Here is a 21,722-nt window from a genome sequence, read left to right on the forward strand (position 1 = left end):
GGCTCTCCTCATCCCGCTTTTATTTGAGAATGACCGCCAGCTGGCGACAGGTCAAGTGATGCTGCTGAACATTGCTTTACTCAACGGTGGTTTTTGGATAGCGTGTTGCCACTTTTTTATAAGGACCAGCCGGCGTTATGTATTCGGGACTACTGATTATTCTTGTACCTTTGATTTTGGGATATTTACTGCGGTTAACGCGTCCGGTGTGGTTGCGCCTGATCAACCGACTACTGAGCGGCATGGTGTACGTCATTCTGTTCTTTATGGGTATCAGCCTGGCGTTTCTCGACAACCTGAGCAGTAATCTGCTGTCGATTTTTCATTACGCGGCGGTCAGCGTGGTATGCATTATGGCCTGTAATCTGCTGGCGCTGTGGCTGCTGGAGCGGCGTAAACCCTGGGTACACCAGCACAAGCAGCAGGCGCTGCCGTCGCGTCTGCATATGGCGCTCGAGTCACTGAAGCTGTGCGGCGTGGTGGTTTTCGGTTTTGTTCTGGGATTAAGCGAGTGGCCACCGTTGCACTATGCCGCGGCGGCCAGCGAGTACGCGCTGATCCTGCTGCTGTTTCTGGTCGGCATCCAGCTGCGCGGCAGCGGTATGAGCTTACGTCAGATCATACTTAATCGTCGCGGCATGATCGTGGCGCTGGTGGTGGCGGTCAGCGCGCTGGTCGGAGGCATGATTGCCGCACTGCTGCTCGATCTGCCGCTGAAAACCGGGCTGGCAATGGCTTCCGGCTACGGCTGGTATTCTCTGTCAGGAATTTTGATGACGGAAGCGTTTGGGCCCGTCATCGGCAGCGCGGCCTTCTTTAATGATCTGCTGCGCGAGCTGTTGGCAATTATGCTGATCCCGACGCTGGTTCGCCGCCATCGCAGCACCGCGCTGGGTCTGTGCGGTGCCACCTCAATGGATTTCACCCTGCCGGTGCTGCAACGCAGCGGCGGAACAGAGATTGTACCCGCAGCGATTGTGCATGGTTTTGCACTGAGTTTGCTGGCTCCGGTGTTAATCGCGCTGTTTTCCTCGTAATACGCTATCTGCCACGGGGCCTGCTAACCCCGTGGCGACAACATCAATTCACACTTTCCCCCTGCTGGTGCAATTCCCGTTTCATTTCCTTCGACTATGCTTTTCTGGTGAATAAAGGTCACTGGCAGGTTAGCCGTTGACCATAATGAGGAGAAAAGGATGAAACAAAGCGTTGCCGCTCTGCTGGCAAAAACTTTAGAAAGCGCCGGCGTAAAACGCATTTGGGGCGTGACCGGGGATTCACTGAACGGACTTAGCGACAGCCTGAACCGTATGGGCACCATTGAGTGGATGCCGACGCGCCATGAGGAAGTCGCCGCCTTTGCCGCCGGTGCCGAAGCGCAAATCAGCGGTGAGCTGGCGGTTTGCGCCGGTTCCTGCGGGCCGGGCAACCTGCATCTGATAAACGGCCTGTTCGACTGCCACCGTAACCAGGTACCGGTACTGGCGATTGCCGCCCACATTCCTTCCAGCGAAATCGGCAGCGGTTATTTTCAGGAAACCCATCCGCAGGAATTGTTCCGTGAATGCAGCCATTACTGTGAACTGGTATCGAATCCTGAGCAGCTGCCGCAGGTACTGGGGATCGCGATGCGTAAAGCTATCCTCAATCGCGGTGTCTCTGTGGTGGTGTTGCCCGGCGACGTGGCGCTACAGGCAGCCCCTGAAGGGGCGACGGCTGACTGGTATCCACCGCAGCATCCGGTGATTCAACCACCAGCCGGTGAAATGGCCAAGCTGGTGGAGGCGCTGAATCAGGCGAAAAATATTACCTTAATGTGTGGCAGCGGCTGTGCCGGTGCGCATCAGGAAGTGGTGCAACTGGCCGCCACGTTGAAAGCGCCGGTGGTTCACGCGCTGCGCGGCAAAGAACATATCGAGTATGACAATCCCTACAGCGTTGGCATGACCGGGCTGATCGGCTTCTCCTCCGGTTATCACGCGATGATGAATGCGGATACCCTGGTGCTGCTCGGTACGCAGTTCCCTTACCGCGCGTTTTATCCGGCTGACGCCAAAATTATTCAGATTGATATCAATCCAGGTAGCATTGGCGCGCACAGTCATGTCGACATGGCGCTGCTGGGTGATATCAAATCCACCCTGACGGCGCTGCTGCCGCAGCTGGAAGAAAAGACCGACCGTCACTTCCTCGATAAGGCGCTGGAACACTATGCGGATGCGCGGAAAAGCCTCGACGATTTGGCAACAGCCAATGATAAGCAGGCGATTCATCCGCAATACCTTGCCCGACAAATCAGCCATTACGCCAGTGAAGACGCGATTTTTACCTGCGATGTCGGTACGCCGACCGTCTGGGCGGCGCGATATCTGGAAATGAACGGCAAACGCCGCCTGCTCGGTTCATTCAGCCACGGCTCAATGGCGAATGCCATGCCGCAGGCGCTGGGTGCGCAATCACTGAATAAACAGCGTCAGGTGGTGGCGATGAGCGGTGATGGTGGCTTTAGCATGCTGATGGGCGACTTCCTGTCAGTAGCGCAGCTGAAATTGCCGATCAAAATCGTGGTATTTAACAACAGCGTGCTGGGTTTTGTGGCGATGGAGATGAAAGCCGGTGGCTATCTCACCGACGGCACCGAGCTGGAAAATCCGAATTTTGCTGCGATTGCTAATGCCTGTGGCGTGAAAGGCATCCGGGTGGAAAAAGCCTCGGAGGTGGACGCGGCGCTGGAGCAGGCGTTTGCCCATGACGGCCCGGTACTGGTGGATGTCGTCACCGCCACCGATGAACTGGCGATGCCGCCGCAGATTAAAATGGAGCAGGCGAAAGGCTTCAGTCTGTATATGCTGCGCGCAATCATCAGCGGTCGGGGTGATGAAGTGGTTGAACTGGCGAAAACCAACTGGCTGCGGTAAAACATTGGTGGGAACTTGTTACGGGCGCTGCGGCGCCCGTTTTTAATCAGGAGAGCAACAGTGATTGATTTACGCAGTGATACGGTCACCCGCCCGGGTGCCGCAATGCTGGCAGCAATGATGTCTGCAGAAACCGGCGACGATGTTTACGGCGACGATCCGACCGTCAATGCGCTGGAGGCTGAAGCGGCACGACTCAGCGGGAAAGCGGCGGCGCTGTTGCTCCCAACCGGCACCCAGGCCAACCTGGTGGCGTTACTCAGCCACTGTGAGCGCGGCGATGAGTATATCGTCGGCCAACTGGCACACAACTATAAGTATGAAGCGGGAGGTGCTGCAGTACTGGGCAGTATTCAGCCACAACCGATTCTTGCTGCCGCCGATGGTAGCTTGCCGCTTGATGTAGTGGCATCGGTCATCAAGCCGGATGATGCCCACTTTGCCCGCAGTAAATTATTAAGCCTGGAAAATACCCATAACGGCAAAGTGTTGCCGATGGCCTATTTACAGGAAGCGTTTGCCTTTACCCGTCAGCATCAGCTGGCGCTACATATTGATGGCGCGCGTATTTTCAACGCGGTGGTGGAGCTGGATACCACGCTGGAAGCAATTGCAGGCTATTGCGACAGCCTGACAATCTGCCTGTCGAAAGGTCTTGGCGCGCCGGTAGGATCGCTACTGTGCGGCAGTGAAGATTATATCAAACGTGCCCGCCGCTGGCGCAAAATGACCGGTGGCGGTATGCGCCAGGCGGGAATTCTGGCAGCGGCCGGGCTGTATGCCTTTGAGCATAATATCGCGCGCTTGAAAGAGGATCATGACAATGCCCGCTGGCTGGCCGAACAGCTCAAAGCCATCGGTGTTGATGTCAGGCGTCAGGATACCAATATGGTCTTCGTGCGCCTCGCTGATGAGCAGATTGAACCTTTAAAACAGTATATGCACCAGCGCGGTATTATTATCAGCACCGGCGCGGTAACTCGTCTGGTAACGCATCTGGATGTCGATCGTCACGCGCTGGAACTGCTGGTCAGCCACTGGCAGGCGTTTCTTTCACGCTAACCGGCGGCGAAATCGCCGCCTCTAAAAATTAACCCTGGGGAGATTGTTCTGGCTGATATTTCTCGATTAACGCTCTGGCGATCGCCGCCGTTTCGGCATCCGGCAATCCGCGAAAGTCTGTTGGTCGGAAATGCATCTGGAAAGCAGCAATCACTTTTTGCTGCTGCGACGGCGTCATTCCTTGCGTCACTTCGTAACCATAGCGTGCCAGCAGCGCCATCAGTTCCTCAACCGGCACCGCCTGCTGCGGATCGTTGCCCGCCAGCCAGACGCGCACCCGCTCTGCATCAGGCCACGCCCCTAATCCCTGCTGCGCCAGTAATGCCCAGGGAAATAACGGCCCGGGATCTTGCTTACGCTGCGGCGCGATATCACTGTGGCCGACAATATTTTCTGGCTTAATCTGATAGCGCTGCACAATATCGCGGACCAGAGGTTGCAGCACGGCGATCTGCTCCGGGGTAAATGGCGTCCAGACGACTCCGGTGGCGGTGCGGACATAACCCGGATTAACCAGCTCAATGCCAACTGAGGTATCGTTCAGACGCGTCGCGCCACGCCAGAAGCTGGGCCCGGCATGCCAGGCCAGCTGCGCTTCCGGCACCAGCTGCCAAATTAGCGGATCGCCTTTTTTCTGCGGTGGGCGATCGGGAATCAGATAATGCACGCTGACCTGCCGATCGGTCAGCGTCGCCAGCGAGGTGGGGAAATCCTCGGCGGTGTAGTGAATCACCACCACTTTAATCCGTGGACGCGCACCGTATGCACTGTGGCGCGTGTCCACCCGATAGCCGTCACGCTGTTCAATGCCGGGAGTCGAACAGGCACTGAGCAATATCGCCAGTAACAGCATCCAGTAACGCATTAGCGGATTTTTACTGCGGTTCCACTGACGCTGACCATCAGCATACTGCTGTCTTTACCCACGGTTTCGTAATCGATATCGATACCGACAATCGCATTCGCGCCCAGCGCTTTCGCCTGCTCTTCCATCTCTTCAAAGGCCAGCAGGCGCGCTTTACGCAGCTCTTTTTCGTAAGCGCCAGAACGGCCACCGACAACATCGCGGATGCCGGCAAAGAAGTCACGGAAGATATTCGCGCCAAGAATCGCTTCGCCGGTTACCACGCCGCAATATTCGGTAATGGTCTGCCCTTCCAGCGTCGGGGTAGTTGAAAGTTTCATGCTGCTCTCCTGATCGGCCTGATAGCCCGCGAGGTTAAAAACCATGGCTATACTTTATGATAAAAATCATGACTTGCCAGCTAACAATAAGGAAATAGAAATGAAAAACAAAGCGTTTGCCGCGCTGATCCCGGCCGCACTATTGCTGAGTGCCTGTACCACGGTCGAACCAGCTTACAAAGATATTGGCAGTCGCAGCGGGCCATGCGTGGATGGCGGACCGGATGTCGTGGCGCAAAAATTCTATGATCTGCGTATTCAGCAACCGACTCAGGGGCTACCGGACAGCCAGCTGCTGGCAAAATATCGGCCCTATCTCAGTGATTCACTGTACCAGAAGCTGCTGAAAGCCAATGCGGACCGTGATAAACCGACGCAGTTAACCCATGGCGATCTGTTCTCCAGCCATGTGTCCGGCCCGACCTCAGCCAGCGTAGCCGATGCTTCAACCATTCCGAATACTGATGCGCGTAATATTCCGCTGCGGGTTAAACTGAGCCGTAACGGCGAACAAGCCGTAGAGTGGCAGGATGAAGTGCTGATGGTGCGTGAGGGCACCTGCTGGGCAGTGGATGATGTACGTTATGTCGCCAACTGGCCGCGTCCAGGCGGCGGTAGCCTGAGCCAGACGTTAGAAAAATAATGCATTGTTAAGCGCGCCGCGACATTGCGGTGCGCTTATCCGGTGTGACATAACAAAAATATCACTGTATTACCGCTCCCCGCTTGCTATGCGAGATCTTGTGCTACGCTTTAAATACCTGACTTATCATAAATAAATTTTAACGCACGATGATTGCATAACTATTCTGTCGACGTTAAGATTTGCGACATCAATTGCTATTCACTATTTGCGCATGAGTATTCAACTAAACGGTATAAACTGCTACTACGGTGCTCACCAGGCACTGTTCGATATTCAACTGGAATGTCCTGAAGGTGAAACTCTGGTTCTGCTCGGCCCCAGCGGCGCGGGTAAGAGCTCGCTGCTGCGCGTGCTGAATTTGCTGGAGATGCCACGTTCCGGCACCCTGAGCATTGCAGGGAACAATTTCGACTTCAGCAAAACGCCATCCGACAGCGCAATTCGTGAACTGCGTCAAAACGTCGGTATGGTATTCCAGCAATATAATCTCTGGCCTCATTTAACCGTGATGCAAAACCTGATCGAAGCGCCCTGCCGCGTTCTGGGGCTGAGCAAAGATCAGGCGCGTGCGCGTGCCGATAAACTGCTGGAGCGTCTGCGTCTGACCAAGTTTGTCGACCGCTTTCCGCTGCATCTCTCCGGGGGTCAGCAGCAGCGCGTCGCCATTGCGCGCGCATTGATGATGGAACCTGCGGTGTTGCTGTTTGACGAGCCGACCGCCGCGCTGGATCCGGAAATTACCGCACAGATCGTCAGTATTATTCGCGAGCTGTCGCAAACCAGGATTACTCAGGTTATCGTCACCCACGAAGTAGAAGTTGCCCGTAAGACTGCCAGCCGGGTGGTCTATATGGAGAATGGCTTTATCGTTGAGCAGGGTGACGCCAGCCGCTTTACCCAGCCGCAAACCGAAGCGTTTGCTAACTATCTCTCGCACTGAAGCAGGACATAACGATGAAAAAAATGGTACTTGCCGCACTGTTAGCCGGAATGAGCCTCAGCGCCACCGCCGCTCAAACCATTCGCTTCGCCACCGAAGCCTCTTACCCTCCGTTTGAATTCGTTGATTCGAATAATCAAATTCAGGGCTTCGACGTTGATCTGGCTAATGCGCTGTGTAAAGAGATCGACGCTAAATGTACTTTCACCAATCAGGCTTTCGACAGCCTGATCCCAAGCCTGAAATTCCGTCGTTTTGACGCGGTCATGGCTGGTATGGACATCACCCCTGAGCGTGAAAAGCAGGTGCTGTTCACTAATGCTTATTATGATAACTCAGCAACCTTTATCGCGCAGAAAGGCAAAGTAACCGATCTTGCCGCGCTGAAAGGCAAGCGTGTTGGCGTGCAAAACGGCACTACCCATCAGAAATACCTCAGTGATAAGCAAACTGATGTCACTGCCGTGCCGTATGACAGCTACCAGAACGCCATCCTCGATCTGAAAAATGGCCGTATTGACGCGGTATTTGGTGATACAGCGGTAGTGAATGAGTGGCTGAAGCAGAATGCTAATCTGACGCCGGTGGGTGAGAAAGTCACCGACAAAGCCTACTTTGGTACTGGTCTCGGTATCGCACTGCGCCAGGACAACACCGAGCTGCAGGGCAAATTCAACGCCGCACTGGATAAAGTGAAGGCTGATGGCACCTATAAAACCATCTACGAAAAATGGTTCCAACAGTAATTAATTGATGAACGAATTTACACCTCTTGTCAGCGCCGCCGGGATGACCGTCGGCCTGGCCATTTGTGCGCTAATCGTCGGGCTGATTCTGGCAATGATCTTTGCCGTCTGGGAATCGGCCCGCTGGCGTCCTGTGGCCTGGCTCGGCACCGGTCTGGTGACGCTGTTTCGCGGACTGCCGGAAATTCTGGTGGTGCTGTTTATCTACTTCGGCGCCTCGCAGCTGCTGCTGATGCTGTCCGATGGTTTCGTGATTAATTTTGGTCTGTTCCAGCTGCCAGTGCAGATGGAGATTCAAAACTTCGACGTCAGTCCGTTTCTGTGCGGGGTGATTGCGCTGTCGATTCTCTACTCTTCATATGCCTCGCAGACGCTGCGTGGCGCGCTGAAAGCGGTACCGGTCGGCCAGTGGGAGTCAGGTCAGGCGTTAGGGATGGGCAAAACAGCGATCTTTTTCCGCCTGATTATGCCGCAGATGTGGCGACATGCGCTGCCGGGGCTGGGCAATCAGTGGCTGGTGTTGCTGAAGGATACCGCGCTGGTGTCGCTGATTAGCGTCAATGACATCATGCTGCAAACCAAAAGCATTGCCACCCGCACGCAGGAGCCGTTTACCTGGTATATGATTGCCGCCGCTATCTATCTGCTGATCACGCTGTTCAGCCAGTGGGTGCTGAAACGTATTGAGCTGCGCACCACGCGCTTTGAACAGGGAAATAGCTGATGCTTGAGTATTTACCTGAATTGCTCAAAGGGCTGCACACCAGCCTGACGTTAACCGTGGCCTCACTGATTCTGGCGCTGGTGCTGGCCCTGATGTTCACCGTGGTGCTGGCGCTAAAAGTGCCGTTGCTGAGTCAGCTGGTCAAGGGCTATATCACGCTATTTACCGGTACGCCGCTGCTGGTGCAGATCTTTTTGATCTACTACGGTCCGGGTCAGTTTCCGTCGATCCAGCATATTCCGTGGTTATGGCACGTGCTGTCGCAGCCCTGGCTGTGTGCGCTGCTGGCGCTGTCGCTAAACAGTGCCGCCTACACCACGCTGCTGTTTCATGGTGCGGTACGCGCCATTCCGGCCGGTCAGTGGCAATCCTGTGCCGCACTGGGGATGAATCGCAAAGATACGCTGCGTATTCTGTTGCCTTATGCGTTTAAACGCGCCCTCTCCTCTTATTCCAATGAGGTGGTGCTGGTGTTTAAAAGCACGTCGCTGGCCTACACCATCACGCTGATGGAAGTGATGGGTCACGCACAGCTGCTGTATGGCCGCACTTATGACATTTCGGTATTCGCTGCCGCAGGTCTGATCTATCTGGTGGTCAATGGATTGCTGACGTTACTGATGCGGTTAATCGAACGGCGCGCACTGGCTTTCGAGCATAGAAATTAACAAAAAGGCGAGTTCATCTCGCCTTTTTAATTATTTATACACAAATATTGCATAGTCATTCATTTAATGGCATCTTGTTTCTCGCCTCACGGCAACATAATGATAAAGAGAAACAGGAGCACCACCGATGAAGAAACTGTTACTGACCGCATTGCTTGCCAGCGTCGCTTTCAGCGCCAGCGCGGCTGAGAAAATTCGTTTTGCCTCTTCTGCCACCTATCCGCCGTTTGAATCTCTGGATAGTAACAATCAAATCGTCGGTTTTGATATCGACCTCGCCAAAGCACTGTGCCAGCAGATGCAGGCAGACTGCACCTTTACCAACAACCCGTTTGACAGCCTGATCCCGGCGCTGAAATTCCGTCGTTACGATGCGGTCATCTCTGGTATGGATATCACCCCTGAGCGCAGCAAACAGGTTTCCTTTACTCAGCCCTACTACGCCAACTCTGCGGTGGTGATTGCCCAGAAAGGCAAGTTCAGCAGCCTGAACGAACTGAAAGGCAAACGTATCGGTATGGAAAACGGCACCACGCATCAGAAATACTTGCAGGAAAAGCATCCGGAAGTCACCACGGTGGCTTACGACAGCTATCAGAATGCGATTCTTGACCTGAAAAATGGTCGTCTGGATGGCGTGTTTGGTGATACTGCAGTCGTGAACGAATGGCTTAAAAGTAATCCGAATCTGGCTACCGTTGGTGAACACGTGACCGATGCACAATATTTTGGCACCGGCTTGGGTATCGCGGTTCGCCCGGATAATCAGGCGTTGCTGACGAAACTGAATGATGCGCTGGCAGCAATCAAAGCTGACGGCACTTACCAGAAGATCAGCGATCACTGGTTCCCACAGTAACTGAACGGGTGGGTCAGACAAGCGAAACGCTTACTCGGGTGAGGTTCTGCACATATCACTGGGAAGCAGTAAGCGGCGAAGTTGTCTGGCCTGCCAATTAACGTCCGCGCTTAAACCCGCTTTAATAACGTCAGCACTTCAGAGTGGGCGGTATGCGGGAACATATCAAACAGCTGCACCCGTTCAATCTGATAGTTTGCCAGCCGGGCAATATCCGTCGACATCGTCTGGGCGTTGCAGCTGGAATAAAGGATATGCTGCGGTGCCATCCGGCTTAAATAATCACACAGCTCAGCACCAATGCCGCGGCGTGGCGGATTGACCAGCACCAGCTCCGGTACTTCGCCATTGGCGGTGGCAAACTGCGTTGAATCCAGCGCGGCAAACTGCACTTTATCCAGCCCCATCTTCTGCGCCGAGCGCTTTGCACAGGCGATCGCTTCGGCATTGATTTCAATACCGGTCAGCGTCATCTCCGGCGTGGCACAGTGCAGACCGAACCCACCAACGCCACAGAACAGATCCCACATCTGGCTGACCGCCAGTTCACTGACCCACTGGCGTGCGGTGGCATACAGCGCGGCAGCGACCTGCGGATTGGTCTGGAAGAAACTTTGCGGCCGAATATACAGCGGCACATGATTAAACTGTTCCGCCAGCGCCTGATTTTCGCTTAGCGGGATCTCTTCATCACCTTCAAGGATCGCCATATGCACCGGCTGAATATTGGCGGATATCACGCTCAGCTGCGGCAACTGCTGTTGTAGCCACGGCAGCGCGGCCTTTAACTGCGCCAGCTTACTGTGTGAGCGCAGCACAAAACGCAGCATCAGTGCCCCTTGCTGGCTACTTTCAGTTAACAGCAGGTACTTCAGCTCACCGCGTTTACGCGCCACGTTATACGGCGTCAGACCAGCCCGGGCGATAAACGGCTTAAGTTGGGCAAACACCTCGCTGAAGCTGTGCGGATACAGCGGACAGGCGGTAAGATCAACCGGCGTACTGTCACGATGCAGCATACCAAGCAGCGGACGCTCCACGCTGCCGCTGACCACCATTTTGGCTTTATTACGGAAACCCTGTTGCGCTGAGGTCACTGGCTGACACCATTCGGCGACGGCCTGCTCAGACAGCAGTTGTTCCAGCTGGGATTGTTTGGTGGACAACTGCTGCGGATAAGGTATTTCGAGCCACTGGCAGGAACGGCAACGATCCGCCTGGTAAAGCGCGCAATGCATGTTAAAGCCTGTATTAGATGATTAACGCAAAAATGCGGGCGTGGATTGTAGCACCAGAGCCTAATGCTTGTGAAAAAACTTGCGGCTGCTGGCCGGAACAAACAACAGTATCAGCACCACGACATCAGGGAACTTTTGCAGGATCAGAGTATGGACAATTTCGGCATTGGTTTCACCGCTGATGCTGAAAATCTCCGGATAGACCCAGCCCAGCGACGCCACCAGCATATACAGCACCACAATGATCTGCGTCAGGACATAGCCCCAGCGCCCCCAGTTGGTGCCGCGCAGCAGTGCAATAGCACAGCGTAACTCAATAAAGAAGATTAACTGACTGGCGATAAATATCAGCGTCGAATCCCAGGCCTGTGCGCTGCGATGAATAAAGTTGGCCAGCTCCTCGTAGCCCAGTTCATTGGCGAGCAGCAGCACGCTCAGGCAGCGTGTGGCAATAATCGCGCTGCCGGCAATTAATACCGGAACCGGAATCGCAGAGTGCGTTTCAATGCTGCCTTTTCCCGCTCTGAACACATCCGACATCTGGTTTCTCCTGCAGACCCCGCCACACGCAATAATGATCACAGCAGCGACTCAGTGAGCCGCTGCTGAAAAATTCGTTCCCTTACTGATCATTATATTGGCAAACTATTTCACTTTCATCCACGTGCAGCTTTCTGAATATCACGAATACGCTGTTTTTCTTTATGCGCCATAATGCGCCAGGCGATAAAACCGGCAATTCCCACCACCAGCAGGATCAATGAAGCCAGCGCATTAATTTCCGGATTCATACCACGGCGAACAGAATTCATAATCTCCATCGGTAAAGTATTGGCTCCGGCACCGGTAACAAAACGTGCAATCACCAGGTCATCGAGCGACAGAGTAAAAGCCAGCAGCCAGCCGGTAATAATCGCCGGAGCAATCATCGGCAGCGTAATAACAAAAAACACCTTCAGCGGCGTGGCACCCAGATCCATTGCCGCCTCTTCGATCGAACGATCCAGTTCACGCAGCCGCGCGCTGATCACCACCGCGACATAAGCGGTACAAAAAGTAACATGCGCCATCCAGATGGTGATCATGCCTCGTTCAGGCCAGCCAAAAGCGTGTCCCATCGCGACAAACAGCAGTAACAGTGCCAGACCGGTTATCACATCCGGCATGACCAGCGGCGCGGTCAGCATAAATGCCAGGTTGGTGGAGCCACGAAAGCGGCCAAAACGCACCAGCGCCACCGCCGCCAGCGTGCCCAGCACCACTGCGGTGCTGGCCGCCAGCACCGCGATACTCAGACTGAGGCCGATGGCGTTCAGCATCTTGCTATCGTGGAACAGCTGTACATACCAGCGCAGCGAAAAACTGTCCCATACCGTGACCAGCGGCGAGCTGTTGACTGAATAGATCACCAGCAACAGCATCGGTGCATACAGCAGGGTAAAACCGGTAAGCAGAATCGCCGTCCGCCACGGCGAACGCACAGCAGGCAGTGAATTCATACTTTGGCTCCCGATTGTTTATTCTGATGCTTATGAAACCAGATAATCGGCAACGTCAGAATCAGCAGAATGGTCACCGCCAGAGCGGAAGCCATTGGCCAGTCACGGTTTGAGAACACTTCCGACAAAATGGTGCGGCCAATCATCGCCGTATCTTTACCGCCGAGTAATTCCGGAATCACGTACTCCCCCACCGCCGGAATAAATACCAGCATTGAGCCGGCAATCACGCCGCCTTTGGTCAGTGGCACAATCACCTGGAAGAAAGTTTTAAGCGGTCCGGCACCAAGGTCGAGTGAAGCTTCCACCAGCGAATAGTCAATACGCGTCAGGGCGGCATAAATTGGCAGCACCATAAAGGGCAGATAGCAGTAAACGATGCCGATATACACCGCCACATTGGTGTAGAGAATCTCCAGCGGCTGATTGATAACCCCGAGCCACAGCAGAAAATTATTTAATACGCCGTTATTGTTCAGCAGCCCCATCAGCGCATACACCCTGACCAGAAAAGAGGTCCACGACGGCAGCAGCACCAGTAACAACAGAATATTACGCACCGACGGCTTACTTTGCGCCACTGCCCACGCCAGCGGATAACCGATCAGTAAACAGATCGCGGTGGATATCGCCGCCAGCTTCAGCGATTGCAGGTAAGAACCGATATAAAAATCATCGCTGAACAGCCGTAAATAGTTGCTGAAATTTAAAACCAGACTGAATTGATCGTCAGCCCAGCTGATTAACTCGGTGTAAGGCGGGCTGGCGCGCAGTGATTCGGCAAAGCTCATTTTCAGCACAAATAAAAATGGCAGGAAAAACAGCATAAACAGCCAGATCCACGGCAGCGCAATCACCAACTTGCGGCCATGCTTTAACAGCAGACGCGCTGCCAGCGATGCGCCTGGTTTCGCCGTCGCGGGCGGAGATTTAGCAAGCGGTTGGTTAAATTGACTCATGTTTCCCTCACTCAGACCGTCAACACAACGCAGCTGTTGGTATCCCAGCAAAGATGCACTTCATCACCCCAGGTCGGCGCTCCCTGACGGAAGCGATGGGCATTCTGTAACTGCGCAGAGATCATCTGGCCACCGCGCAGACGCACATGATAAATCGACAGATCGCCGAGATAAGCGATATGTTCCACTGCCCCGACAGCAAAGTTACAGCCGTCTGTCGGAGGCTGGTCACACAGCATCACTTTCTCCGGTCGCAAGGCGATCCACACCGGCATGTTATCCATTACCGAACTGTCAGAGTCGACCTTCAACGGATTAATCAGCCCCGGACTGTCGATGACTAATCCATCCGGCTGACGTTCACGCAGTATGCCTTCAAACACATTTACCGAGCCGATAAACTCCGCGCTGTAGCGGCTGGTTGGATGCTCATAGATCTCTTCCGGCTCGCCAATTTGCTCGAACTTGCCGCGATTCATAATCGCGATGCGTCCGGCCATGGTCATTGCCTCTTCCTGATCGTGGGTGACCATTACGCAGGTCGCGCCGACGCGCTCAAGGATATCCACCACCTCCAGCTGCATCCGATCACGCAGCTTCTTATCCAGCGCGCCCATCGGTTCATCCAGCAGCAACAACTTTGGACGCTTTGCCAGGCTGCGCGCCAGTGCCACACGCTGACGCTGCCCGCCGGAAAGCTGATGCGGCTTACGTCTGGCAAACTCCTGTAAATGCACCAGCGCCAGCATCTCCTCGACGCGGCTGGCGATTTCAGCTTTCGTCAGTCGATCCTGTTTTAAGCCAAAGGCGATATTCTGCTCTACCGTCATGTGTGGAAACAGCGCATATGACTGGAACATCATATTGATCGGGCGCTGATACGGTGGCACCTGCGAAAGATCCTGCCCATCGAGCACAATTTGCCCGTGGCTGGGCGCTTCAAAGCCCGCCAGCATGCGCAACAGCGTTGACTTTCCACAACCGGACGGGCCAAGCAGGGCAAAAATTTCGCCTTGATAAATGGTCAGGCTGACATCATCAACGGCATTCTGCCCGTCAAAAGATTTCGTCAGGTTGCGAATTTCCAGCAGCGGGGTTAATGCCTTCGCTGGTTTATTTTGCGGACGAGGGATCACATCGTTCACTAACATTTCTCTCCGGTGCAAAGCTGATGTTCACGGCTGGCCGTTTAATGAGATGAAATAACTGATAAAAGTTGGGGTTGGCAACCTGCCTGCCATCAGAACGGGAGCCGAAAACGGCTCCCCCTACTGAACTGGCATCAGCTGTATGGCCGCGGGTGGTTATCCGTTACTGACCACTTTTTACTTTAGTCCATGCGCGGGTGCGCACGCGGTCAATTTTCTGATCCTGCACTTTCAGAATAAACAGTTTAGCCATGGTGGCTTCGGTGGGATAAATACCCGGATTATTACGAATGTCGGCCTCGACCAGTGGCAGGGAAGCTTTATTACCGCTGGCATAGAACATTTTATTGGAAATATCTGCAATCACTTTCGGCTCCATCAGATAATTAATAAACTGATAGGCTTCATCTACATTCTTCGCATCTTTCGGAATGGCCAGCATATCGAAGAACGCCAGCGCGCCCTCTTTTGGAATGCTGTAGGCAATATCTACGCCATTTTTCGCTTCTTTCGCCCGCTGTTTCGCTTGCAGAATATCCCCTGCCCAGCCGACCGCGACGCAGATATTTCCGTTCGCCAGATCGTTAATATATTGCGAAGAGTGGAAGTAACGAATGTTCGGACGCAGTTTTAACAGCAGATCGGTCGCCGCTCCGGAATACTCTTTCGCATCGCTGCTGTTTGGATCTTTGCCGAGATAGTTCAGTACGGTGGCGAAGATCTCTTCCGGTGCATCGAGGAACGAAACGCCGCAGCTTTTCAGTTTTTCCAGGTTTTCAGGTTTCAGCACCAGATCCCAGCTGTCGACCGGCGCATCTTTGCCCAGCGCCGCCTTCACTTTTTCGACGTTGTAGCCAATGCCAGTGGTCGCCCACAGATAGGGAATCGCATATTTATTACCGGGATCGTGCTGTTCTAATTTCTTCATCAGTTCAGGATCGAGGTTTTTATAGTTCGGCAGCTTACTCTTATCCAACGGCTGGAACACACCGGCTTCCAGCTGACGCGCGAGGAAACTGGAAGAAGGCACCACCACGTCATAGCCGGAGCTGCCGACCATTAATAAGCCTTCCAGCACTTCATTGGAGTCAAAGACGTCATACACCACTTTGATACCGCTCTGTTTTTCAAAGTTCGGTACGGTATCTGCGGAAATATAATCAGACCAGTTATAGACATTCAGTGTCTTTTGTTCTGCCATCGTGCCAGTGGAGACCGCCATCAGCACGCCAGCGACCACAGCTGATAACCATTTTTTGCGTTGGTTGAACATCTTTTCCTTCCTCCTGAACCGGGATCATCACAACTCTGCAGAACAAGCGAATCGCGGTGGCGCTTTTCTGAAAGTAAAAAGTGTTAAAAATCAGGCTTACAATGAATGAATATTCATCGGGCAGTTAATAGAAAAAACCTATGCTGGTACAAGCAACATGCAGCCACGCAAGCATAGCCCCCGATTCCGGCACAGACCATACCCCAGGGTAAAAAACGCCTTTTATCGATTTTCTATGCACGTTTCATCTCTGTGATATGCCAGATGCGGCATAAGCCACGCGTAATATCTGGCAATAAAGGGCAAAGTGCAGAATAAAAACTGGTAGGACAAAAATGAAAAATGCCGCAAAAAGCGGCATTTGAACAGCAGATAAGAGTTTAGTGCAGCATTGACTGGCGGGTAATGGTCGCGGTGCGATCGTCATCCTCACCGACTATTAATAAGTTGTTGGCAAACGCTTCAAGGATCACCATCGAAATTTGCTCTTCGCTCTGCTTCATAAAGTGCGAAAACTGACTGTAAGTCAGACCGGCCGTAATCGTCATTGACTGACAGACAATCAGCTTCGGCAAATTATCATCCTGAATATCCAGGAAGGCTTTTACCGTCAACGAGCTGGCATTAATCTGCGATAAATCGCCTACCAGTGGAATCAACGCGGTTGGCTTTACTTCCGCCAGTGCCGAAAACAGAATAACGTCATCGACCAGATCGAGTTTCGCATCGAAAACGCCGTCAAAGTTTTGCATATGCGGCAGATGAAGCGCCTGGCAGGCATCGCATTCAAACCAGGTGATACTTTGCTGATCCAGCCAACGTCGTAACACGTCAATATCTGGAACGACGAGTGAATCCATAACCTACTGCCTCATGCCGCAATTAAAGAGCGCACAGCTTACGGAAAAAGTGCTGTGAACACCACGATCCTGGAAGAAATATGGCACTCAGCCGCCGGTTTTCAGACTGAAACCAGGTTGAGCCTGCTGTTCAATCCATTCAATCATCAGGCTGGCGATGTTATTGCCGGTGATTTTTTCTACTCCTTCGAGGCCGGGTGAAGCATTGACTTCCATCACCAGCGGCCCACGAGCAGCGCGCAGAATATCTACGCCCGCCACATCCAGCCCCAGCGTGCTGACCGCTTTAACGGCAATTTCACGCTCGCGATCGGTGATCTCAACCGGTCGCGCCGTGCCACCACGATGCAGATTGGAACGGAAGTCGCCCTCCTTCGCCTGGCGTTCAATTGCAGCGACCACCCGATCGCCAATCACCAGACAACGAATATCGCGCCCCTGTGCTTCTTTTATATACTCCTGCACCAGAATATGAGCGTTAAGCCCGCGAAAAGCATCGATCACACTTTCCGCTGCCTGACGAGTTTCCGCCAGCACCACACCGATACCCTGCGTGCCTTCAACCAGTTTGACCACCAGCGGTGCGCCACCGACCATCTCGATCAGATCATGAGTATCATCGGGAGAGTGGGCAATGCCGGTCACTGGCAGATCGATGCCTTGCCGCGCCAGCAGTTGCAGCGAGCGCAGCTTGTCGCGCGCACGGGTAATCGCTACCGATTCATTTAGCGGGTAACTGCCGCACATTTCAAACTGGCGCAATACCGCCATGCCGTAAAAGGTGGTCGCCGGGCCAATACGCGGGATAACTGCATCAAAATGGCCCAACGGGCGGCCACGGTAATGCACCCCCGCCGAGGCCGGATTAATATTCATATAGCATGAAAGCGGATCGATAATCTCGACGCTGTGCCCACGCGCCTGCGCCGCTTCAAGCAGGCGTTTGCAGGAGTAGAGAGAACCATCGCGGGATAAAATAGCAATTTTCACCGGCAAGCCTCATAAGCCAGATTTAGCGCGTTGCCCATCCCTGCTTGTGCAGGTAATCGAGGATAAACGGGCGGCTCTCTTTAATAATGGTGCGCTGAATATGCGCGCTCCAGGTATCACTGCGTTGATGGCTGTCGCGCTGCTGATAATAGTCCAGCAGTTGCTGGTCATACGCTTCCAGTTGCGCAGCATCAATCGGTTGGTAGCTGTTTTCATGCACCAGCATTTTTGCCGGCATTCGCGGTTTAACGTCCGGCTGCTGATCCGGCCAGCCGAGACACATACCAAACAGCGGTAACACATACTTTGGCAGTTTAAGCAGCTGACCAACGCTGTCGATATTGTTACGAATGCCACCAATATACACACCGCCCATCCCTAATGACTCTGCCGCTACCATGGCGTTTTGCGCCATCAGTGCGGTATCAACGCAGCCGAGCAGCAGTTGCTCTGCCAGCCCCAGCTGCGCATCCGGGCAAATTTGCAGGTGGCGATTGAAGTCGCCGCAAAACACCCAAAATTCTGCGGCCTGCGCCACATACTTCTGCCCGCCGCTTAGCTCAACCAGCCGATCGCGTAGGGCTTTGTCGGTAACCCGAATAATTGAGGAACACTGTAAAAAACTTGAGGTCGAGGCCGACTGCGCGGCGGCAATAATCGCCTCGCGCTGCGCGTCAGTCATCGGCTGTTCGCTGAAAGCACGAATCGAGCGATGCGAACGTAATAGATCAATGGTCGGCGTCATGAGAATCTCCGGGTCTGGTGGTTTTTTTGTCACGCTTTGGCGTGCCGAGTAGCTGCGGTGCCAACGCCTGCGCGGTTCGCCACATCAGCGTAGCGGCCGCAGGCAACATTAGCGCAATGCCGGCAAAGATCATGATGGTCGCCGCCGCTTTGCCGCTAAGTCCGTCAGGCAGCGACAGCCACTGATTAATTGACATCATCGCCAGCCCCAGCAGCAGAATGCCCAGTACTTCCATTACCAGTACGGTTTTGGGTAACTTTCCAAATGCACGCATTTCCTCTCCTTTGTCTGTCATTCGCTGCGGCTGATGGCACCGCCGCTCTATTAAAGCTTAATTGCTATAACTCTGCATAGCCTGTGCAAATCAGATTAACAGGCAATTCCTTCTTCCTTTCAGCTAACGATGCGGGCATCATAGGCCCATACATCGATAAAATGTGATGACAATCACAGAAAAGAATCTAACCTTTGAGGAGTTACCTTATGTTTGCAGTGATCTTTGGACGTCCAGGCTGCCCTTACTGTGTTCGCGCAAAAGAGCTGGCAGAAAAACTGACTGAAGAGCGTGATGATTTTAACTTCCGTTATATCGACATTCATGCCGAAGGGATCACCAAAGCCGATCTGGAGAAAACGGTGGGTAAGCCGGTCGAAACCGTGCCACAGATTTTCCTCGACCAGAAACACGTTGGTGGCTACACCGAATTCGAAGCTTACGCGAAAGAGCACTTTGGTCTTTTCCAGCAATAACGCGTAACGCATAAAAAAACCGGGTCTCAGCACCCGGTTTTTTTTCGTTGATTAAATACGTCGACGCGAGCCGCCTATCGCTCGCCACAGCATCACCACCAGCGTACCAGAGCCACACCAGAACAGTGCGCTGGCATACCAGGCAAACTCCTGCCAGAACCCCGCGTGCACGACAAAACGCGAATGCAATAGCAACAGGCAAATTGGCGTTGCGAGAATTGCGCCGCACAGCGCCACGCTAAGCGGTGCCTCTTTCGAGTACAGTCCCGCCAGCACACCGGGAAAGATAAACAGCAACAAACCAGGCTGCACGTGCGTTTCACCGGGGCTTTCAATCGCCATGCTATAGCGGGCGATAATAAACACCGCGCAATACAGCATGATACACATCATCACGCCCGATAAACGGACGCCTTGCAGCAACATAGCCTGTCCTCGGTTGAGTCGCCTTGATCTCCATCCCGGAAATTAATTCATTCAGGAGAGATTCAGCAGAAAATAAAAAAGTGTGCTGTTTTTTACTGGCTGAAAAATAAATAAATGCTTAAAATAAGCGCGCTTTTATTTATCCTTTCAGGTCCCTTAACGCCAGACGCTTAAGCATCCTGCGCCCGTTCCGGGTAGATAAACGTTAACGCATAAATTCTCTCCTATCAACAAGTTACTGGTAAACAAGAAGTTAAGCCGTGAACATAAACGTCGCAGAATTGTTAAGCGGGAATTACATCCTGTTATTATTTGTCGTACTGGCTTTGGGTCTTTGCTTAGGTAAATTACGCTTAGGTTCTGTACAACTGGGTAATTCCATTGGTGTTTTAGTGGTATCGCTGTTGTTAGGACAACAACACTTCGCGATCAATACCGAAGCGCTAAACCTTGGCTTTATGCTATTTATTTTTTGTGTCGGCGTAGAAGCCGGACCAAACTTTTTCTCAATCTTCTTTCGCGACGGCAAAAACTATCTGATGCTGGCGCTGGTGATGGTAATCAGTGCAATGGCGATGGCGCTGGGCCTGGGTAAACTGCTGGGCTGGGATATCGGCTTAACCGCCGGGATGCTGGCAGGCTCAATGACCTCCACGCCGGTGCTGGTGGGTGCCGGTGATACGCTGCGCCAGACTGTCAGCGATGGCAAATCGCTCAGCATCATGCAGGATAATCTCAGCCTCGGTTACGCCCTGACCTATTTGGTCGGGCTGGTCAGCCTGATATTTGGCGCACGCTATTTGCCAAAATTACAGCATCAGGATCTGCCGACCAGCGCGCAGCAGATCGCCCGTGAACGTGGCCTGGATACCGACAGCCAGCGTAAAGTCTATTTGCCGGTGATCCGCGCCTATCGCGTCGGGCCAGAACTGGTGGCCTGGGCTGACGGCAAAAACCTGCGTGAATTGGGGATTTATCGCCAAACCGGTTGCTATATTGAACGCATTCGTCGTAACGGCATTCTGGCGAATCCGGACGGCGATGCGGTGTTACAGCAAGGGGATGAAATTTCTCTGGTTGGCTATCCTGACGCGCATTCGCGCCTCGACACCAGTTTCCGCAACGGTAAAGAGGTATTCGACCGCGATCTGCTGGATATGCGCATCGTGACCGAAGAGATTGTGGTTAAAAATCACAATGCGGTGAACAAGCGCCTCAGCCAGCTGAAGCTGACCGACCACGGCTGCTTTCTCAACCGGGTGATTCGCAGCCAGATTGAGATGCCGATTGACGACAGCATCATGCTGAATAAAGGCGATGTGCTGCAAGTCAGCGGCGAAGCGCGCCGGGTTAAAACCGTTGCTGACCGCATCGGCTTTATCTCGATTCACAGCCAGTTGACCGATCTGCTGGCCTTCTGCGCCTTCTTTATCATCGGCCTGATGATTGGCATGATCACTTTCCAGTTCAGCAGCTTTAGCTTTGGTATTGGGAATGCGGCAGGACTGCTGTTTGCCGGTATCATGCTCGGCTTTTTGCGCGCCAACCACCCGACTTTCGGCTATATCCCGCAGGGTGCGCTGACCATGGTGAAAGAGTTTGGCCTGATGGTGTTTATGGCTGGTGTCGGGCTGAGTGCTGGCAGCGGCATGGCGCACGGCTTCGGCATCACCGGCTTGCAGATGCTGTTCTCCGGGCTGGCGGTCAGTTTAGTACCGGTAGTGATCTGCTTCCTGTTCGGCGCTTACGTTTTACGAATGAACCGCGCACTGCTGTTCGGCGCGATAATGGGTGCGCGTACCTGCGCGCCAGCGATGGAAATCATCAGCGATACCGCACGCAGCAATATTCCGGCTCTGGGCTACGCCGGCACCTATGCTATCGCCAATGTGTTATTGACGCTGGCCGGAACCTTTATTGTGATTATCTGGCCGCTTCTGCCTGGTTAAAAAATAATTATCAATGACAGAGAACTTTCTGTTACCCGCACAGTCTTAATTAGTGCCACTGCTTTTCTTTGAAATCCCCAAATTGTGGAGCCCGTTAGTCAAATGACTAGCGGGTTTTTTTATGGGCAATGGTTGCA

General features: G+C 53.4%; 24 protein-coding genes. 11 read left to right on the top strand and 13 right to left on the bottom strand.

Going from position 1 to position 21,722, the window contains the following annotated elements:
- The first annotated feature begins 137 nt into the window (after nucleotides 1-137).
- The 3 genes from ACP3TC_RS13870 (at nucleotide 138) to ltaE (ending at nucleotide 3,980) form a co-directional block, all read left to right on the top strand.
- Nucleotides 138-1,037 carry a lysine exporter LysO family protein gene (locus ACP3TC_RS13870; RefSeq protein ID WP_313856729.1) on the top strand — a complete coding sequence of 300 codons (900 nt, stop codon included), beginning with the start codon at nucleotides 138-140 and terminating at the stop codon, nucleotides 1,035-1,037.
- A 159-nt stretch (nucleotides 1,038-1,196) separates the two neighbouring features.
- Nucleotides 1,197-2,918 (top strand): ubiquinone-dependent pyruvate dehydrogenase, encoded by a 1,722-nt coding sequence (gene poxB / locus ACP3TC_RS13875; RefSeq protein WP_313856728.1) that lies wholly within the window; start codon nucleotides 1,197-1,199, stop codon nucleotides 2,916-2,918.
- Between the two features lie 60 nt (nucleotides 2,919-2,978).
- Nucleotides 2,979-3,980: a low-specificity L-threonine aldolase gene (gene ltaE, locus ACP3TC_RS13880; protein ID WP_313856727.1), complete on the top strand. Its 1,002-nt coding sequence runs from the start codon at nucleotides 2,979-2,981 to the stop codon at nucleotides 3,978-3,980.
- Nucleotides 3,981-4,008: 28 nt separating this feature from the next.
- On the opposite strand, the gene ACP3TC_RS13885 is transcribed toward ltaE, so the two are convergent.
- Both ACP3TC_RS13885 and ACP3TC_RS13890 read right to left on the bottom strand, forming a co-directional pair.
- The gene (locus ACP3TC_RS13885; RefSeq protein ID WP_313856725.1) at nucleotides 4,009-4,845 is read right to left on the bottom strand and encodes an N-acetylmuramoyl-L-alanine amidase; all 837 of its coding nucleotides are present in this window, start codon (nucleotides 4,843-4,845) and stop codon (nucleotides 4,009-4,011) included.
- On the bottom strand, nucleotides 4,845-5,165 hold the full coding sequence (locus ACP3TC_RS13890) for a heavy metal-binding domain-containing protein (RefSeq protein WP_313856724.1): 321 nt from the start codon (nucleotides 5,163-5,165) through the stop codon (nucleotides 4,845-4,847). The genes ACP3TC_RS13885 and ACP3TC_RS13890 overlap by 1 nt, the downstream gene beginning before the upstream one ends.
- Nucleotides 5,166-5,265: 100 nt before the next feature.
- Here ACP3TC_RS13890 and ACP3TC_RS13895 point away from each other — a divergent pair, with 100 nt between their 5' ends.
- The 6 genes from ACP3TC_RS13895 (at nucleotide 5,266) to ACP3TC_RS13920 (ending at nucleotide 9,748) form a co-directional block, all read left to right on the top strand.
- A complete protein-coding gene (locus tag ACP3TC_RS13895) occupies nucleotides 5,266-5,808 on the top strand; it encodes a lipoprotein (protein ID WP_313856723.1) in 543 nt (180 codons plus the stop codon).
- A 214-nt stretch (nucleotides 5,809-6,022) separates the two neighbouring features.
- Nucleotides 6,023-6,751: an arginine ABC transporter ATP-binding protein ArtP gene (gene artP, locus ACP3TC_RS13900; RefSeq protein WP_313856720.1), complete on the top strand. Its 729-nt coding sequence runs from the start codon at nucleotides 6,023-6,025 to the stop codon at nucleotides 6,749-6,751.
- Nucleotides 6,752-6,765: 14 nt separating this feature from the next.
- Nucleotides 6,766-7,497 (top strand): arginine ABC transporter substrate-binding protein, encoded by a 732-nt coding sequence (gene artJ, locus ACP3TC_RS13905; protein ID WP_426816673.1) that lies wholly within the window; start codon nucleotides 6,766-6,768, stop codon nucleotides 7,495-7,497.
- A 7-nt stretch (nucleotides 7,498-7,504) separates the two neighbouring features.
- Nucleotides 7,505-8,221 (top strand): arginine ABC transporter permease ArtQ, encoded by a 717-nt coding sequence (gene artQ, locus ACP3TC_RS13910; protein WP_313856718.1) that lies wholly within the window; start codon nucleotides 7,505-7,507, stop codon nucleotides 8,219-8,221.
- Nucleotides 8,221-8,889: an arginine ABC transporter permease ArtM gene (gene artM / locus ACP3TC_RS13915; RefSeq protein ID WP_313856716.1), complete on the top strand. Its 669-nt coding sequence runs from the start codon at nucleotides 8,221-8,223 to the stop codon at nucleotides 8,887-8,889. The genes artQ and artM overlap by 1 nt, the downstream gene beginning before the upstream one ends.
- A 127-nt stretch (nucleotides 8,890-9,016) precedes the next feature.
- Nucleotides 9,017-9,748, top strand: coding sequence for an arginine ABC transporter substrate-binding protein (locus tag ACP3TC_RS13920; protein WP_313856715.1), 732 nt, complete (start codon nucleotides 9,017-9,019; stop codon nucleotides 9,746-9,748).
- Between the two features lie 110 nt (nucleotides 9,749-9,858).
- Here the strand turns inward: ACP3TC_RS13920 and rlmC are convergent, their stop codons facing one another.
- The 10 genes from rlmC to ACP3TC_RS13970 all read right to left on the bottom strand — a co-directional run bounded on the left by rlmC (nucleotide 9,859) and on the right by ACP3TC_RS13970 (nucleotide 18,734).
- A complete protein-coding gene (gene rlmC, locus ACP3TC_RS13925) occupies nucleotides 9,859-10,986 on the bottom strand; it encodes a 23S rRNA (uracil(747)-C(5))-methyltransferase RlmC (RefSeq protein WP_426816674.1) in 1,128 nt (375 codons plus the stop codon).
- Nucleotides 10,987-11,046: 60 nt separating this feature from the next.
- Nucleotides 11,047-11,526 (bottom strand): YbjO family protein, encoded by a 480-nt coding sequence (locus ACP3TC_RS13930; protein ID WP_313856713.1) that lies wholly within the window; start codon nucleotides 11,524-11,526, stop codon nucleotides 11,047-11,049.
- Between the two features lie 116 nt (nucleotides 11,527-11,642).
- Nucleotides 11,643-12,485 carry a putrescine ABC transporter permease PotI gene (gene potI, locus ACP3TC_RS13935; RefSeq protein WP_313856712.1) on the bottom strand — a complete coding sequence of 281 codons (843 nt, stop codon included), beginning with the start codon at nucleotides 12,483-12,485 and terminating at the stop codon, nucleotides 11,643-11,645.
- Complete coding sequence (gene potH, locus ACP3TC_RS13940; protein WP_313856710.1) at nucleotides 12,482-13,444, bottom strand: putrescine ABC transporter permease PotH; 963 nt, start codon at nucleotides 13,442-13,444, stop codon at nucleotides 12,482-12,484. The genes potI and potH overlap by 4 nt, the downstream gene beginning before the upstream one ends.
- Nucleotides 13,445-13,455: 11 nt before the next feature.
- Nucleotides 13,456-14,589 (bottom strand): putrescine ABC transporter ATP-binding subunit PotG, encoded by a 1,134-nt coding sequence (potG, locus tag ACP3TC_RS13945; protein WP_426818280.1) that lies wholly within the window; start codon nucleotides 14,587-14,589, stop codon nucleotides 13,456-13,458.
- Between the two features lie 166 nt (nucleotides 14,590-14,755).
- Complete coding sequence (gene potF / locus ACP3TC_RS13950) at nucleotides 14,756-15,865, bottom strand: spermidine/putrescine ABC transporter substrate-binding protein PotF (protein WP_313856708.1); 1,110 nt, start codon at nucleotides 15,863-15,865, stop codon at nucleotides 14,756-14,758.
- A 380-nt stretch (nucleotides 15,866-16,245) separates the two neighbouring features.
- Nucleotides 16,246-16,725, bottom strand: coding sequence for a YbjN domain-containing protein (locus tag ACP3TC_RS13955; RefSeq protein WP_313856707.1), 480 nt, complete (start codon nucleotides 16,723-16,725; stop codon nucleotides 16,246-16,248).
- A gap of 87 nt (nucleotides 16,726-16,812) precedes the next feature.
- On the bottom strand, nucleotides 16,813-17,715 hold the full coding sequence (rimK, locus tag ACP3TC_RS13960) for a 30S ribosomal protein S6--L-glutamate ligase (protein ID WP_313856705.1): 903 nt from the start codon (nucleotides 17,713-17,715) through the stop codon (nucleotides 16,813-16,815).
- A gap of 22 nt (nucleotides 17,716-17,737) precedes the next feature.
- Nucleotides 17,738-18,460, bottom strand: coding sequence for an oxygen-insensitive NADPH nitroreductase (gene nfsA, locus ACP3TC_RS13965; RefSeq protein ID WP_313856704.1), 723 nt, complete (start codon nucleotides 18,458-18,460; stop codon nucleotides 17,738-17,740).
- Nucleotides 18,444-18,734 carry a YbjC family protein gene (locus ACP3TC_RS13970; RefSeq protein WP_313856703.1) on the bottom strand — a complete coding sequence of 97 codons (291 nt, stop codon included), beginning with the start codon at nucleotides 18,732-18,734 and terminating at the stop codon, nucleotides 18,444-18,446. The genes nfsA and ACP3TC_RS13970 overlap by 17 nt, the downstream gene beginning before the upstream one ends.
- 209 nt (nucleotides 18,735-18,943) lie before the next feature.
- On the opposite strand from ACP3TC_RS13970, the gene ACP3TC_RS13975 reads away from it, so the two are divergent.
- A complete protein-coding gene (locus ACP3TC_RS13975) occupies nucleotides 18,944-19,210 on the top strand; it encodes a GrxA family glutaredoxin (RefSeq protein WP_313856702.1) in 267 nt (88 codons plus the stop codon).
- Nucleotides 19,211-19,261: 51 nt separating this feature from the next.
- Here ACP3TC_RS13975 and ybjM read toward each other — a convergent pair whose 3' ends face one another.
- Complete coding sequence (gene ybjM, locus ACP3TC_RS13980; RefSeq protein ID WP_313856700.1) at nucleotides 19,262-19,636, bottom strand: inner membrane protein YbjM; 375 nt, start codon at nucleotides 19,634-19,636, stop codon at nucleotides 19,262-19,264.
- Nucleotides 19,637-19,896: 260 nt separating this feature from the next.
- Between ybjM and ACP3TC_RS13985 the strand changes: the two genes are divergently transcribed.
- The gene (locus ACP3TC_RS13985; RefSeq protein ID WP_313856699.1) at nucleotides 19,897-21,585 is read left to right on the top strand and encodes an aspartate:alanine antiporter; all 1,689 of its coding nucleotides are present in this window, start codon (nucleotides 19,897-19,899) and stop codon (nucleotides 21,583-21,585) included.
- Nucleotides 21,586-21,722 lie beyond the last annotated feature (137 nt).

Source organism: Winslowiella sp. 2C04, assembly GCF_050037805.1.
GTDB classification, from domain to species: Bacteria; Pseudomonadota; Gammaproteobacteria; order Enterobacterales; family Enterobacteriaceae; genus Erwinia; species Erwinia toletana_A.

Excerpts from the sequence above, each read along its gene's own strand:
- ACP3TC_RS13870 (WP_313856729.1), top strand. The coding sequence starts at position 138 with ATGTATTCGGGACTACTGATTATTCTTGTACCTTTGATTTTGGGATAT.
- poxB (WP_313856728.1), top strand. The coding sequence starts at position 1,197 with ATGAAACAAAGCGTTGCCGCTCTGCTGGCAAAAACTTTAGAAAGCGCC.
- ACP3TC_RS13885 (WP_313856725.1), bottom strand. The coding sequence starts at position 4,845 with ATGCGTTACTGGATGCTGTTACTGGCGATATTGCTCAGTGCCTGTTCG.
- ACP3TC_RS13890 (WP_313856724.1), bottom strand. The coding sequence starts at position 5,165 with ATGAAACTTTCAACTACCCCGACGCTGGAAGGGCAGACCATTACCGAA.
- ACP3TC_RS13895 (WP_313856723.1), top strand. The coding sequence starts at position 5,266 with ATGAAAAACAAAGCGTTTGCCGCGCTGATCCCGGCCGCACTATTGCTG.
- artP (WP_313856720.1), top strand. The coding sequence starts at position 6,023 with ATGAGTATTCAACTAAACGGTATAAACTGCTACTACGGTGCTCACCAG.
- artJ (WP_426816673.1), top strand. The coding sequence starts at position 6,766 with ATGAAAAAAATGGTACTTGCCGCACTGTTAGCCGGAATGAGCCTCAGC.
- artQ (WP_313856718.1), top strand. The coding sequence starts at position 7,505 with ATGAACGAATTTACACCTCTTGTCAGCGCCGCCGGGATGACCGTCGGC.
- artM (WP_313856716.1), top strand. The coding sequence starts at position 8,221 with ATGCTTGAGTATTTACCTGAATTGCTCAAAGGGCTGCACACCAGCCTG.
- ACP3TC_RS13920 (WP_313856715.1), top strand. The coding sequence starts at position 9,017 with ATGAAGAAACTGTTACTGACCGCATTGCTTGCCAGCGTCGCTTTCAGC.
- rlmC (WP_426816674.1), bottom strand. The coding sequence starts at position 10,986 with ATGCATTGCGCGCTTTACCAGGCGGATCGTTGCCGTTCCTGCCAGTGG.
- ACP3TC_RS13930 (WP_313856713.1), bottom strand. The coding sequence starts at position 11,526 with ATGTCGGATGTGTTCAGAGCGGGAAAAGGCAGCATTGAAACGCACTCT.
- potI (WP_313856712.1), bottom strand. The coding sequence starts at position 12,485 with ATGAATTCACTGCCTGCTGTGCGTTCGCCGTGGCGGACGGCGATTCTG.
- potH (WP_313856710.1), bottom strand. The coding sequence starts at position 13,444 with ATGAGTCAATTTAACCAACCGCTTGCTAAATCTCCGCCCGCGACGGCG.
- potF (WP_313856708.1), bottom strand. The coding sequence starts at position 15,865 with ATGTTCAACCAACGCAAAAAATGGTTATCAGCTGTGGTCGCTGGCGTG.
- ACP3TC_RS13955 (WP_313856707.1), bottom strand. The coding sequence starts at position 16,725 with ATGGATTCACTCGTCGTTCCAGATATTGACGTGTTACGACGTTGGCTG.
- nfsA (WP_313856704.1), bottom strand. The coding sequence starts at position 18,460 with ATGACGCCGACCATTGATCTATTACGTTCGCATCGCTCGATTCGTGCT.
- ACP3TC_RS13970 (WP_313856703.1), bottom strand. The coding sequence starts at position 18,734 with ATGCGTGCATTTGGAAAGTTACCCAAAACCGTACTGGTAATGGAAGTA.
- ACP3TC_RS13975 (WP_313856702.1), top strand. The coding sequence starts at position 18,944 with ATGTTTGCAGTGATCTTTGGACGTCCAGGCTGCCCTTACTGTGTTCGC.
- ybjM (WP_313856700.1), bottom strand. The coding sequence starts at position 19,636 with ATGTTGCTGCAAGGCGTCCGTTTATCGGGCGTGATGATGTGTATCATG.